This is a genomic window from Paenibacillus sp. KN14-4R (assembly GCF_052180255.1).
Classification (GTDB): domain Bacteria; phylum Bacillota; class Bacilli; order Paenibacillales; family NBRC-103111; genus Paenibacillus_AM.
This window is the reverse complement of the sequence record NZ_CP197466.1, coordinates 4,296,033-4,310,301: the sequence shown is the minus strand read 5'-3', so window position 1 is coordinate 4,310,301 and position 14,269 is coordinate 4,296,033. Positions and strand designations below refer to the sequence as shown.

Below are 14,269 nucleotides of genomic sequence, written 5' to 3'. Positions count from 1 at the left end.
GCTGGAGTATTATAGCATTTTTTGTCGAAAACTAAAATAGAATATTTGAAATATTATGTATGGTATGATTCGTCAGTAGAGTTGCTTCATCATTGTTTGGGGTTTTGCAGTTTTGTCCAAAATAACAGCTAAGAGAGTAGCAGAGGGGAAGGAAACTACAATGGAAAACAAGGAATTAAAGAGGGGTCTCGAAGCGCGTCATATTCAGATGATTGCTTTGGGCGGCACAATCGGTGTCGGGTTATTTATGGGCTCTGCAAGCACGATCAAATGGACAGGTCCATCGGTGATGCTTGCGTATGCAATTGTAGGGATTTTTATATTTTTCATCATGCGCGCAATGGGGGAAATGCAGTACGTAGAACCGAGCACAGGGTCATTTGCGACCTTTGGCCATAAGTACATTCATCCTTTGGCAGGGTATACGACGGCTTGGAGCAACTGGTTCCAATGGGTGGTTGTCGGGATGGCGGAGATCATTGCGGTTGGGACATATATGAAGTACTGGTTTCCGGATTTGCCTGCTTGGATACCAGGTATCATCGCAATGGTGATTCTCGGTGCAGCCAACCTATTCTCTGTGAAATCATTTGGTGAATTTGAATTTTGGTTTGCGATGATTAAAATCGTAACCATCGTACTGATGATTGTGGCAGGGTTTGGTCTGATTTTCTTCGGGATTGGCAACGGCGGGAATGCGATCGGATTTTCTAACCTGTGGCAGCATGGGGGCTTTTTTACCGGTGGCTGGACGGGCTTTTTCTTTGCTCTCTCGTTGGTGATTGGGGCTTATCAAGGTGTCGAACTGATCGGGATTACAGCAGGTGAGGCAAAAAACCCGCAAAAAACGTTAATGAGAGCGACGCAAAGTATTATTTGGCGGATTTTGATCTTTTATATTGGCGCGATTTTTGTGATTGTAACGGTCTACCCTTGGAATCAGTTGCAAGCCATCGGCAGCCCGTTCGTTGCAACGTTTGCGAAAATCGGAATTACAGCAGCGGCGGGGCTCATCAACTTTGTCGTCATCACGTCTGCCATGTCAGGTTGCAATAGCGGGATTTATAGCGCAGGACGTATGCTTTATACATTAGGAATCAATGGACAGGCACCGAAAATATTTACGAAACTGTCCCATAACGGCGTGCCCCTGCTGGGAACGATTGGTGTGCTCGTGGGATTGGGCATTGGCGTGATCTTAAGTTATATTGCACCAGAAAATCTGTTTGTGCATGTGTACAGCGCCAGTGTACTTCCCGGTATGGTACCGTGGTTTGTTATTCTAATCAGTCAGATCAAATTTAGAAAAATCAAGGGGGCTGAATTGGATCATCATCCGTTCAAAATGCCTCTCGCCCCAGTAACAAACTATGTCACCATTGCTTTTTTGCTTATGGTATTGGTCGGAATGTGGATGAACGATGATACACGCATGTCCCTTATTTCCGGCATCGTTTTCTTAGGTATTGTAGTGATTAGTTTTTACGCATTCCGAGTTGGCAAGGCTGTTCCAATAAGTGCCCAAACAGATGATGAACATACGAACAGCTAAATGGGCAAGCGTCCATTTGACTAACCAATAAACATCCCATTATCTACCTAAAGAGGAATGGGATGTTTATTACTGTATCCTAAGTAAGGCGAAGTTTTTCAACTGGAAATAGGTAAAGTAATCTCGACAATCGTGCCTTTATTGATTTCACTTGTGATGTTGATACTTCCTTGATGGTCTTTAATGATTTTATTACTGATAAGTAAACCTAAACCTGTTCCCTTTTCTTTTGAGGTGTAAAAAGGTTCCCCAAGTCTGGGCAGCAGCTCTTGTGAAATGCCACATCCGTTATCGGAAAAGCGAATAAGGACTTGGTTGTCGCTTAGAAGTTTGGTTTGAATATTAATTTTGCCATTTGCAGAGATGGCGTCCAGTGAATTCTTCATGATGTTGATGAATACTTGTTTTAGTTGATTTTCTTCACAGTTGATGATAATAGGTTTGTTTAAAAATTTTGTATTGATTTCAATATTGTTTAAATTAGCCTCGGACTCAAGAAACTTTACAACGTTTTCGATGATACTATGCAAAAGAATTGATTTGACATGGAGTTTTTGCGGCTTCGCCAAGACAAGCAGCTCACTCACGATAAAGTTGATTCGATCTAGTTCAGACAACATAATGTCGGTAAAATTAGAATTATCTGAAATCAACGGTTGTAAATATTGTATAAAACCCTTTAGTGAGGTAAGAGGATTTCTTATTTCATGCGCTATACTTGCCGCCAATTCTCCGATGACGGACAGCTTTTCTGTTCTCAGGAGTAATTCTTCATTCTGCTTCCTCTCCGTAATATCGCGTGTAACGTTGAAAAAATGGTGACATTCACCATCGGTGTTGTAAAAAGGCATTCCTATGGATTCGCAATATATCCAATCACCATTTTCGAGTTTGTATCGATATACAGAGATAATAGGGGTTTTCGATTGAAGCATGTATGAAAAGCGTTCACAGACGGTAGGAGCATCGTCAGGATGGATATTATGAAAGCTAATCCTATCCGTGCCTAACTTTTTAACATGCGAAGGAGAACTGTACAATGTATCGCCATTCTTATCAATCACAGAAATGAAGTCTGCTGTATTTTCAGCAATGAACCTATATTGTTCTTCACTCTTCCGCAAAGCTTCTTCGGCTTGTTTTCGTTTTGTGATATTACGTGAAACGATTAGATAGCTCTCGAATTCATTGTTCTCAGTAAGGATCGGCACACAACGCGACTCCAAATACACCCAATATCCATCTTTATGTTTTACTCTAAATTCTATTTGCTTGTTTTTTTTATAGATAGCGATGGATTGACGTAGATCTAGGAGTATATTTACATCATCAGGGTGAATAAAGGCGAAAGTATCCTTCTGAAGATATTCATACGGGGTGTATCCCAAGTGAAGCTCTATAGAAGGAGATACGAATATTTTTTTCATGTTTAAATCATATGTGCTTATAATGTCGTTGGTATTCTCTACTAATATCCGATATTTAGCTTCACTTTCTAGCAAAGCTTCTTCAGCCAATTTGCGATATGTAACATCCCTAGCAATCACAGAAGTGCCAACGATATTCCCTGCTGAATCTCGTATGGGGGAAGCTGTTAGGCATACCTGAATGATCGTACCGTCTTTTCGTTTACGTACCGTCTCATATCCAGAGATTTTCTTACCAAAGGATTTAATCAGACGAAATAGTTCTTTCGTCTCGGTTATTGAAGGTTCTGGTACCAGGCAGTAAGGGTCATGAAGCAGGTCTTGGTAAGTCCAGCCATAAAACTGTTCAAAGGCACAATTTATGAGAAGTATATTTCCCTGCATATCCCGAATAGAAATCGCGTCCGTTGTAGTTTCGACAAGAGACTGAAGCAGTTCTTTCATGTCGATCTGTTCTTTACTTAGACTTGTTCGAAGAGTCTCTTTATCCATTGGGCGATCCCTACCTTTAACAAGGATTTGATTCTAAGTATATATATTTCATCTTTCTTGTAAAGGTGGACTGAGTAAATTCGATGGTCATCGAAGGATCCTCATGCTAGCATAGAGACAACGTGAGAAATAAGAAAGTAGGAATAGCTGTGCCTCGATTACTCTATGCCGCATTAGTGATGTTAAGTCTTATTTGGGGAGGTTCGTTTTTCTTTATTAAGCAGTTGTTGCACGATTTCGGTCCTTGGACGATTGCCTTCCTAAGGTCCAGCTTTGGCTTGATTACGATTACAATAATCATGCTCGTACTAAGAAAGCCTTTCGAATTACGAAAAATCCAATGGTTTCCGATGACAGTCATGGCTCTCATCAATACGGCTGTCCCATGGGCAATTATCGGTTTCAGTGAAACCAGATTGTCCAGCAGCATAGCATCGATCTTGAATGCTACAACGCCGCTATGGACGATCGTCGTCGGGGCGCTGGTCTTCAAGTCGGCTACGAACCGGATGCAATGGATTGGCATGGGGGTTGCTTTTGTCGGGCTAGTTATTTTATTGGACATCAATCCGCATTCCATTGTGTCGGTCGATTTGATCGGATTTATTTGCATGCTGGCAGCTACGTTATGTTATGCGTTCGGTTCTCAGTTATCCAAGCGGCTCAAGGGTGTGACCATGTATCAGACGACATTCGGCACGCTGCTCTGCGCCATGATGGGAAGTGGGACCGTCGCTTTTTCGGTCGAAACGGTTAACCTGTCGCAATTGGCAACGCCCACGAATATCGGGATGGTCATTGGACTGGGTGTATTTGGATCGGGAATCGCTTATATTTTGTTTTATTTCATGATTCAACGAGGAAGTCCCGAGTTCGCGACGATGGTTACTTATCTCGTTCCTGCAACAGCAATCATATGGGGCAGTACGTTGTTGAACGAGCCCGTTCATTGGAGCTTATTTGCAGGGCTTTCCTTTATTTTGGGCGGCGTATTCGTATCGAGTAGGAAACGAACGCCATCTGGGCTGCCATTGCAGAGCGAAGCGAAGTAGATATGCATGATCGTAACGTATTTACATTAGAGACAGCGAGGGAACATGAATGAAGAAAAAACGGTCGGCTGAAAACACAGTCGACCAAATCTACTAATACGAGTAATAGCCTGCAATCCTATCACGCAGTGTACATTCCTCCGTTTTCCATATTATTGAGTCAAAGGTACCCGATGAACGCCCTTGCTGCCTCCCGGCGCGGTTCCAATATATAAATATCCGTTATGGTTGACTGCCGTAGTTACCCCATACAGTTTGCCTTCCGGATCGTGCCAGCTTTCAATTACTTTCCCGTCCGGACTGATCTCCGCAACAAGCCCGTGCCTCACTGGCGCACTTGCCCCGTTAAGCAGCGCCTGCGGCACTTTGGCCATAAGGCCGGCCAGCCACGGGTTGCCATGCATCTGATCTACAAAAGATAGGCGCGTCGTGAAGATACCAACCCAGAAGTGGCCTTGCTCGTCGCGCGAAATGTTGTCGGGAAAGCCTGCGAGATTGTCGGTGAATATGTCGGATGTGCCTTTCTTCGGACCCTTCAGCCAGTATCTGGTCAGTTGATAACGATAGGATTCCGCAATGAGCACATATTCTTCGTCACTGGACAGGGCGATTCCGTTGGCAAAATAGAGCCCTTCTAGCAGGACACTCGTCTGCTTGGTTGCTGGATCGTACTTCAGCAAGCGTCCATGCGGCTTGCCCTCTGCCATTTCTTTGAACAGCACGCGGCCATAGGTCGAGGTGTCGGAGAAATAAATGGAGCCGTCCTGCGCAATATCCAGTTCGTTGGCCAAGTAGATCGGTTTGCCGTCCACATGATCAGCCAGTACCTGTACGGTCCCGGACGGATTGATGGACAATAGCCCCTTCTTGATATCGGTCACGATCAAATTGCCGTTGGCGTCGAACTTAAGCCCGTTAGGTGTCCCATGGGTGTCTGCAAACATCTGGGCTTTCTGCGGCTTGCCCTCCAGATCGAAACCAACCTTGTAAATTATCCCGTTGGAATCCCCGGTATAGAGCACGCCTTCCTTGTCAAACGTAATGAACTCCGGGAATTGAGGAGCATCCGAGACCAGTTCGGCTGAGCTAAGCTTGTCGTTCTCTTGCCACGGCCCCGGTTCCGTAAAAGAGGGGCCTGTCGGCGCGTTCCATTTCACCGGATCGACAGGCGAGGGCACGACCACGAAAATGATGATTCCAAGAAGGATTATTGCGAGCAGAGATAATCCCACTCTCCGTATTCGTTTCAATCGCGAACGTTTGGGACGGTTTCCTGGTGCAGCAGCATGAGATGAAGTATTTGGCGAATGAGTCATGAGTGCACCTCCTGGATCATCCATCCTGCAAGATCGGACGGACCGGACGTCTTCTTATGGTTGGTGGAGCCGTCGCGCGGGCGAAGCATGCCGCCAACGAGCCGAAGTCCCTGCTTCCTCGTCATGAATCGTCCGATCTGCGTTCCTATATAATTCTGCGTACCCGGAACAACATACAGCTTCCCATCCTTTAACGCGCGAAGCGCAACTTCTACGACTCTCTCCGGCGTGTCTTTCTTACCGACAGCCGCTTCTTCCGTGCCTACGACGCTGAAGAAAGCGGTATCCGTCGCTCCCGGACAAAGTGTGAAAAATTGGACGCCGCTGTTGCGGTTTTCCCACCACAAAGCTTGGGTAAACGACAACACGAAAGCTTTCGTCGCTCCGTATACAGCCATATAGGGAAGGGGTTGAAATCCGGCGGTCGAAGCGACATTGATAACGGCGCCGGAGTTTCTGCGCAGCATTTCCGGCAGGAACAAGTGCGTCATATCTACAACAGCGGCAACATTGAGCATGACTTCCTCATGTTGACGCACGCCTGACACTTGTTCAAACAAACCGTGCGTGGCAAAGCCTGCGTTGTTGACCAGCAGTTCAATTTCCAAATTCAGAAGCTGACATTGCCGATACAAACCGCCTGGCGCTCCCTCTTTGCCAAGATCGGCAGGAATCACCTCGACCTTGACGCCATGCTTCTTTCTAAGCTCCGATGCCAGGCTCTCCAGCTTGTTCTTCGATCGGGCTACGAGTACGAGGTGGCCGCCCTCTTTGGCTAATTGCCGGGCGAACTGCTCTCCGATGCCGGAAGAAGCCCCCGTGACAAGCGCCCATTTTCCTTGAATGTTCATATTACAACTCTCCCATCGAATTCATTGTTGTTATCAGGAAACATTGTTACCGAATTGTTTAAAATAAATCCTGACTCCCATAAGAGACAAGAATTCCCGCACGCTTTGGTAACACTGTTTCTAATGGGATTCATTGTAACCCTGCTTTTTTAGAAAGTCAACATCGTTTTTTGAATCACTGGTTTTGAGCATCCTGCGTCGCATTGACAACGGTCCGACAACAATTTAAAATTCCTGTTAAGAGCCGGAAACTTTGTTTCTTATTGAAAACGTATGAATAGAGGGTGATAGCGATGACCGACCGAAATAGTCCCTCCGCTGCAAATAAACGAAAGTTGAAAACGTATCAGGAGGCTCGCCTCCAAAATATTGAAAATCTCCGGAAGCTCGTCGTCAATGCTGCGGCAACGATTTTGCACGAGGAGGGTCCTGAAGCCGTGACAGTCCGTAAAGTTGCGCAGAAGATGGATTGCTCGACCAAAATCATATACAGTCTGTTTGTCAATAAAGAGGGGCTGGCTCAGCAGCTGTATCTCGACGGCTGCAAACTTCTCGCCAACGAATTCGAGGGAATGCCACACACTGGCGATCCTGCACAGCAGCTGCTCCATTTAGGCGAGACCTTCTGGCAATTCGGACAGCGTTACTCCAGCTATTACAAGCTGATGTTCGGAGGAGCCTTCACAGATTTCAAACCGGACGAGGAGAGCATGAACGGTACCGTGACAGCCATGCGGCAATTGTTGACGGTGATCGGCAATGCGCAAGAGCAGGGGCTGATTACCGATCCGCATGACACGGAAACCGTCGTCCGTATCTTCTGGGCGTCGCTTCACGGCGTTATCCATCTCTATATGGGCGGACATTTGGGTGATGTGCAGTCTGCCCATGCCGTGTACAAGCAAACGTTGTCTTTGATTGTCGGATCGTTGTTTTCTGAAGACAACGGAGTGGTGAACTGGAGTCCACAATCCAACTAGCTGTTTCTTTATATTTCTGTGATGGGCGCATGCGCGGTGGCGGACAGAATTTTGCTCTTTAGAGGATATGGAGAACCGTAATGAATGCTTGTAATCAATAGAAAAAACTCAGAGTATGTGAAATTTGAATTGATTTCGCATACTTTTTTCTATAGAAGGGTTTTAACGATACTGCTCGAACTATGGAAATGAGAGGTTCACAATGATTGAATTCCAAAAAAATTCCAGTAGAGCGTCACGATTTCGCTTGCACCTTATGTAACGTAATGTTTTACATAGAGCTACCGGTACATAGCTAGCACCACACCGTGCTATGATAGATGGAGTATCTAACCACCAAGACATTTATACCCATCATTCGTGTTAGGAGATTCAGGGGATGAACAAAAAGATTTTGATAGTTGAAGATGATATTCATATTTCCAAAATCATTAAAATGAATCTCAACATCGTAAGTTACGAGACGACCGAGGTCTATGACGGCCTGGCGGCGCTGGAGCTGCTGCAGCGGGAGAAGTTCGACCTTATTTTGCTGGATGTCATGATTCCGAAACTGGACGGTTTTGCGCTGATGGAACGAATCAGACCTTATCGTATTCCAGTTATTTTTTTGACGGCGAAAAACTCGGTTTACGATAAAGTGGACGGTCTGAGATTGGGGGCCGACGATTATATGGTCAAGCCTTTCGAAGCGATTGAGCTGTTAGCCCGTATAGAAACGGTATTGCGAAGATATGGCAAAGATGATCAGGTGATGGCCTTTCAAACCCTTCTTATCGATCTGGACAAACGGGAAGTAACCAAACAAGGGGAAGTTATCGAGCTAACTCCAAAAGAATATGATTTGCTTGTCGTTCTACTGAAAAATAAGAACATCGCCTTATCAAGAGAGCAGTTCATCGACAAAGTATGGGGCGGCGACTATTACGGCGAAACAAGAACGGTCGATATGCATATTAAATCGCTGCGCAAAAAACTTGAGCTGCAGGATCACATCAAGACCATTTATAAACTCGGCTATCGGCTGGAGGATTGAGAGGATGAAATTTTGGCAAAAAATTTATGTCTTCTCGATTCTGGTCTTCGTCATTATCTTTAACGCAGCTTCTATTATGGTTATCGAGCGCAGCCACAATAGAATGCTTGAACAGGAGATCAATAGCGCGTTAAACCAGAATATGAGTATTCAATACAGTGTCAACGCGATCGTACCGATCCTTCGCATCTATGATTCAATCGATTACGAGAAAACGGTATTAACGAGAATCGCCAATGAATTTGTTGGCACGAATAACGAACGGCGTGTTTATTTGGATATCAGGGACGAGGCGAATCGAGCGATCTTCAGTAATACGGATTTCCAGATGCCGAAGCAGCGTGAGGAACTGGATAAGCTGGGCGCGGATGGAATCAATTATATTTTGCGGGATGTCGAGGAGCGAACGATCCTGTTCACCTCCAACATTGTGGATATTAATCATAAAAGCTATCTATTTACCTATATGGTAGATGTCACCTCATTGTATCAGGACCGTGTGGATCAATATCAGTTCTTTGTACAAGTGGATGTGGCTGCCTGTTTCCTCTATATGCTGATCATGTTTTTTGTAAGCAGAGGACTGACGAGATCGATTGATCGGCTGGGTCGAACAGCTCAGGTCATTGCACAGGGGAATTTCTCTGAACGCGTCCAGTTAAAATCAAAGGATGAAATCGGCGTGCTGGCCCACAATTTTAACAATATGGCCGCTGTTGTGGAGGACACAATCACTGAACTTGAGCGGAATAATCAAGAAAAACAGCGGTTTATCAATAATTTTACGCATGAATTAAAAACACCGCTGACTTCAATTATCGCCTATGCAAGTTTTATGAGGACAACCAAATACGATGAGGAAACGTTTCTGGACGGTCTGAATGTGATTTATTCAGAAGGCAAACGATTAGAGATGTTGTCATTGAAGCTGATGAACTTGATTGTGTTGCAAGAGGATAACTTCGAGATGGAGCTGCACGATTTAGGAGCGGTTATAGCTGAAATCAAGCCTGCGCTGGACATGATGGCCAAAGAAAAGCAGGTGACGATCGTCACTGAATGTGAACCGGGCGAGCTGAGATTGGAGAAGGATTTGATCAAAGTTCTGATCTTCAATCTGGTGGACAATGCGCTCAAAGCTTCAGATGAACACCAGACCATTACGCTGCGTATCGCGTGGCAAGGCGGGCATTGCATGCTTGAAGTGATGGATCAGGGCATCGGGATCGCTAAGGAACATCAGGATAAAATTTTTGAGCCTTTTTACATGGTGGATAAATCCAGGACAAGAAACGGTAAAGGGGCAGGTCTCGGTCTTGCGATATGTCAAAATGTAGCGAGCGTCCACCATGCCGTCATCCGGGTAACCAGCAATGAAAACCAGGGCACGAAGGTAGAAGTCGTATTCGCACTTACCCATCCGAAAGGCGGGATAAAGGAATGAACAGGCTTATTGTGGTTATCATATGCGCGTCGATCATGATTCTCGGGACGGGTTGCCAAGGTGTTTTCGATACGATATCGAAAGAGACAGTCATGGTAAAACAAATAAGTAGAGTGAACGAGACCAATGAGGCGGAATATGAGGGAATTCTGTCCCAAGATGCAGTGAAGACACTCAGTCTAAATGCGGTAAATAAGTACTTCGATGAGAATTTGACGATGGACGAGTTTCAATTCGAGTTGGTGGTTATTGATCAGAACAAGTTTAAAGTTTTGCTAAGTGAGGCGGAATATGCTCCGAAAGTGAAACCAGCTCCGGCTCCGAAAGTGAAACCAGAACTAAAGCTGGACGATCAAACTGAGTTCGCTCCGTATTCTGGCGGCTTGTATTACACGACTCTGACCAAATTGACCAGCCCTAATGAAGTCTATGATATCGTGCTGAATGCGAGAGACGGCGATGTCATTAAAGTTGCAAGGGCAGGAACGTTGAAAAATTTTGCCAACACTAGTGAGGAAGATGATCTATTGGTGAAATATGGCATGAACAAAGTTACCCCTCTCGCAACAAAGTTTATTCAGGATAAAGGGAGCTATCCGTTGTCCGATTTATCGCTGAATGAGAGCATGATCAGCAAGGGCAGTGTTGTGGAATTGTATTACACGAGCAAGGACGGCGATAAGTTAAAATACGCTGTCACAGTCAATTTGAAACGAAATGAAGTTGTCGGTTTCAGTAAGGATGTCATGGCGCTGCTTAGTTACTATTCTAGGCTCTAAGCAAGACCACATCTGCGGTTTTGTAGCCGCTCAAAACAAAGGACTGTCAGGGAACAATTCACCTCTGACGGTTCTTTTTTTATTTTTACAACTTCAATACAAGTCTATCTAACTTATCATATATTCGCCTGCTACACTGGTTGCATATTTGAAGACATCAGCATTCGCCGATCAATCGGAGTAAGGAGACAGCATGAAAAGGAAAAGCAGAAAACAGCTTAGACGCCGCCAAGCGATATTGTTGGTAATTATCGTTGCTTTGGTGGGAATGATCTGGTCGAAATATGAGCTAATTTCATCCTGGGTTTCCGCAGAGTTGACAGTTTCACCGAACAAGAACACGGCAATGCAACCCCAACGCTACAAAATCGTGATCGATGCGGGGCATGGAGGCAAGGATCCCGGCGCGGATGGAGCCAGCGGCAAGCGGGAGAGAGCGTACACGCTAGCGCTGTCAAAAAAAGTATTCGACCTGCTCAAGCAGGAGCCGATGTTCGAGGTGTACATGACACGTACGGACGATACCTTTGTCGATTTGGAGGATCGTATCAAACTCGCAAACGATCTCAATGCGGAGGCATTCATCTCTATTCATGGGAACACATATGCGGATTCCAATGTATCTGGCACCGAAACGTATTATTATGCGGACGATAGTATTCCGTTCGCAAGCAAGGTGCACGAGTATTTGGTGAAGGCTACAGGGTTCAAGGACCGCGGTGTGAGAAAGGAACACTTGAAGGTACTGACGCAAAGCAACAATCTCGCAATTTTGCTGGAGGTAGGGTTCCTCACGAACCGGAGCGATGAAACGAATATGCTCAGCGATAGACACCAGGATCGAACGGCTACGGCCATTGTAAAAGGAATCAAAGAGTATTTTGCTGATAGAGAAAGGCTAGATAAATAATGAAAACATTACGAAGTGATATAAAAAAAGAAGGGTAAGAAAGGCGAGAAGAAGATTAGGTGTTATTCTAGCAGCTATTTTCCTGATGATCTTTTTAATAGGGAAACTCACTTCTGCTCCTGAAGAAGAAGTAGTAGCCACAGAAAGAATCAATCAAGAAGATATCACAGTGATAGCTGAAGAAAGTATCATACAAAGTGCCATACAACCAGCAAAGCAATCAGCAAAACAAAAAAGACCGGATGGAAAGCCTATGGGCAAAGTTGTTTATCTAACATTTGATGATGGCCCTACTACATTAACGGATCAATTCTTAGATTTATTAAAAGAGCAAGATATACATGCAACATTTTTTATGCAGGGAAATAATTTGCAAAAAACCGATTTGCAAAAAAATGTCAAACGAGCCACAAAAGAAGGCCATTATGTAGGAGCTCATAGTATGACGCATAATTCCAAAAAGTTATACGATAACGGACAGTTTGTATCAGAGATGAATGAAGCATTGTCTCTTATTCAGGATATTACAGGTACAAATCCTAAGTTGGTTCGCCCACCTTATGGTTCAGCACCAGGATTGAAAAGTCAACAGATTCGCAATCAAATTATAAAAGCTGGAATTAAAATTTGGGATTGGACAATTGATTCTAAGGACTGGACGTTAAAAGATCCAAACCAAATTGTAGAAAATATTAAAAAGCAAACTACAACTGACAGAGAAGTCATTCTCATGCATGAAAAATCGCAAACCTTACAAGCACTTCCAAAAATAATCGCATTTTATAAGGAAAAAGGATATGAGTTTGGTGTATATAATGACGCTGACCATTTCTATCTTAATTTCCAAAATGACACACGTCTGTAATCGTATCACGCTGAAATAATCATAATAAATTCGAAGGGGGAGTTGGTTTTACAATGAAAAGGATGATCATTATATGTATGAGTTTTGTATTTGCGGTAGGTTTGACAGCTTGTAAGGGTACTAGTACCAGCAGCAACAATCAAGATAATAGAAACAAAATGAATACTAACAACGTCGCTGCGCCCATTGAAGAAGGAATGCCGCTTGATGAAACGAAGGGCGGCAAGAAAACCGTTGTTGTATCTATGCTTGCAGTGGACGGTTTTTACCTACAAGCGAAGCAGAAATATGAAGCCCAGCATCCGAATACGACGATTCAGTTCAAGGAGTTTCCTACTGAGGGGGCAACGATGAAACCTGCTGAAGTGGAAAGATATATCAAACAGATCACTACGGAGGTTTTATCAGGTAAGGGAGCGGATTTATATGCTGTTTCGACCATCCCCCTGCCCATTGATAAGTATGTTAACAAAAAAGCTTTCGTTAATTTAGAGGAGCTAATAAAGAGGGATAAAACTTTTGATCCTAGCCTGTACCAAATGAATATTGTTGAAAATTCCCGAATGAATGACGGCATTTATACCCTTCCTTTACAGTTTTACATGGAAGCTTTGTTTGGGGATGCTGCAAATATCGAGAATGCTGGTGTCACCATCGATGATAAGAATTGGACATGGAGCGAGTTTGCAGAAATAAGCAAAGAGTTGGCTAATAAGGGAGGGCATTCCGTCTCCATGGGAAATTGGCCCCCGGAGCTGCTGTTAAATAACCTTGTATCCGACAATTATGCCAAGTTGGTCAATGGGCGAACCGCATCTTTTGACTCCGCGTTTTTTACAGATTTGCTTAAGCAAGTGAAATCATTGTATGACAACAAAGTGATAAAGTCGGAATTCGTTGATTCGAAAAAAACCAATTTCACTTATTCTATAATCACCTCCCCTTCGGATTACCTTCTCCGTCTTGGATTATATTATAATAATGGAAAAATCTACCAAAAGCCGCATTCAGCCGACCAACATTCAGGTGTATCCTTTAGCGCGACCAGAGAGCTAGCGATGAATGCAAATTCTACGGTCAAAGGGGAAGCGTGGAATTTCATGAAGTTCTTAATGTCGGAAGAGATGCAGTCCTTCCCGGAGCAAACCGGTATTTCTATAAATAAGGCGGTCAATGATAAAGCGATTAAAGATTTAGTGAAGAAAGGAGTCGTTAGCGATCCTAAGGCCGGCAAAGCCATTGAAGCATCCGAAGAGAATCTTCAACCATTCAAGGGAATGGTATCTGAGGCGCGTTTAAGAAATTATGGATACAATGACGAACACAACAAGCTTTCAACAATCATCACAGAGGAAGCGAAAGCATTCTTCACTGGCCAGAAATCTGCCGAAGCCACCGCTAAGCTCATGCAGAACCGGATAATGAGCTATTTGAATGAATAAGGAGCCTGTTGCGCAAGGATAGAGCCGTAACGGCTCTTTTTTTAAATTTTACAACTTCTATACAAGTCTATCTAACTCCTCATATATCTCCGCACTATACTGATGGAGTAACGCTGCGGGATG

The 14,269-nt window shown here is 44.2% G+C and carries 11 protein-coding genes and 1 pseudogene; 9 read left to right on the top strand and 3 right to left on the bottom strand.

Annotated elements, in window-relative coordinates:
• The first annotated feature begins 160 nt into the window (after window positions 1-160).
• The gene (locus ACSBOP_RS21145) at window positions 161-1,552 is read left to right on the top strand and encodes an amino acid permease (protein WP_442602451.1); all 1,392 of its coding nucleotides are present in this window, start codon (window positions 161-163) and stop codon (window positions 1,550-1,552) included.
• A 98-nt stretch (window positions 1,553-1,650) separates the two neighbouring features.
• Here the strand turns inward: ACSBOP_RS21145 and ACSBOP_RS21140 are convergent, their stop codons facing one another.
• On the bottom strand, window positions 1,651-3,471 hold the full coding sequence (locus tag ACSBOP_RS21140) for a PAS domain S-box protein (RefSeq protein WP_442602450.1): 1,821 nt from the start codon (window positions 3,469-3,471) through the stop codon (window positions 1,651-1,653).
• Window positions 3,472-3,620: 149 nt separating this feature from the next.
• On the opposite strand from ACSBOP_RS21140, the gene ACSBOP_RS21135 reads away from it, so the two are divergent.
• Window positions 3,621-4,523 (top strand): DMT family transporter, encoded by a 903-nt coding sequence (locus ACSBOP_RS21135; protein WP_442604553.1) that lies wholly within the window; start codon window positions 3,621-3,623, stop codon window positions 4,521-4,523.
• Window positions 4,524-4,675: 152 nt separating this feature from the next.
• Here the strand turns inward: ACSBOP_RS21135 and ACSBOP_RS21130 are convergent, their stop codons facing one another.
• Together ACSBOP_RS21130 and ACSBOP_RS21125 are read right to left on the bottom strand one after the other, a co-directional pair.
• Window positions 4,676-5,839: an SMP-30/gluconolactonase/LRE family protein gene (locus tag ACSBOP_RS21130; RefSeq protein WP_442602449.1), complete on the bottom strand. Its 1,164-nt coding sequence runs from the start codon at window positions 5,837-5,839 to the stop codon at window positions 4,676-4,678.
• A complete protein-coding gene (locus tag ACSBOP_RS21125; protein ID WP_442602448.1) occupies window positions 5,836-6,690 on the bottom strand; it encodes an SDR family NAD(P)-dependent oxidoreductase in 855 nt (284 codons plus the stop codon). Before ACSBOP_RS21125 ends, ACSBOP_RS21130 begins: the two co-directional genes overlap by 4 nt.
• A gap of 293 nt (window positions 6,691-6,983) precedes the next feature.
• On the opposite strand from ACSBOP_RS21125, the gene ACSBOP_RS21120 reads away from it, so the two are divergent.
• The 7 genes and pseudogenes from ACSBOP_RS21120 (at window position 6,984) to ACSBOP_RS21090 (ending at window position 14,146) form a co-directional block, all read left to right on the top strand.
• Window positions 6,984-7,670: a TetR/AcrR family transcriptional regulator gene (locus ACSBOP_RS21120; protein ID WP_442602447.1), complete on the top strand. Its 687-nt coding sequence runs from the start codon at window positions 6,984-6,986 to the stop codon at window positions 7,668-7,670.
• A gap of 379 nt (window positions 7,671-8,049) precedes the next feature.
• Window positions 8,050-8,706, top strand: a complete 657-nt coding sequence (locus ACSBOP_RS21115; RefSeq protein WP_442602446.1) for a response regulator transcription factor — start codon at window positions 8,050-8,052, stop codon at window positions 8,704-8,706.
• A gap of 4 nt (window positions 8,707-8,710) precedes the next feature.
• Window positions 8,711-10,150: a sensor histidine kinase gene (locus ACSBOP_RS21110; RefSeq protein ID WP_442602445.1), complete on the top strand. Its 1,440-nt coding sequence runs from the start codon at window positions 8,711-8,713 to the stop codon at window positions 10,148-10,150.
• The gene (locus tag ACSBOP_RS21105; RefSeq protein WP_442602444.1) at window positions 10,147-10,929 is read left to right on the top strand and encodes a hypothetical protein; all 783 of its coding nucleotides are present in this window, start codon (window positions 10,147-10,149) and stop codon (window positions 10,927-10,929) included. The genes ACSBOP_RS21110 and ACSBOP_RS21105 overlap by 4 nt, the downstream gene beginning before the upstream one ends.
• 193 nt (window positions 10,930-11,122) lie before the next feature.
• Complete coding sequence (locus ACSBOP_RS21100) at window positions 11,123-11,839, top strand: N-acetylmuramoyl-L-alanine amidase family protein (RefSeq protein WP_442602443.1); 717 nt, start codon at window positions 11,123-11,125, stop codon at window positions 11,837-11,839.
• 220 nt (window positions 11,840-12,059) lie between these two features.
• Window positions 12,060-12,704: pseudogene (locus ACSBOP_RS21095) on the top strand (polysaccharide deacetylase family protein); the annotation flags it as partial.
• Between the two features lie 77 nt (window positions 12,705-12,781).
• A complete protein-coding gene (locus ACSBOP_RS21090; protein WP_442602442.1) occupies window positions 12,782-14,146 on the top strand; it encodes an ABC transporter substrate-binding protein in 1,365 nt (454 codons plus the stop codon).
• Window positions 14,147-14,269 lie beyond the last annotated feature (123 nt).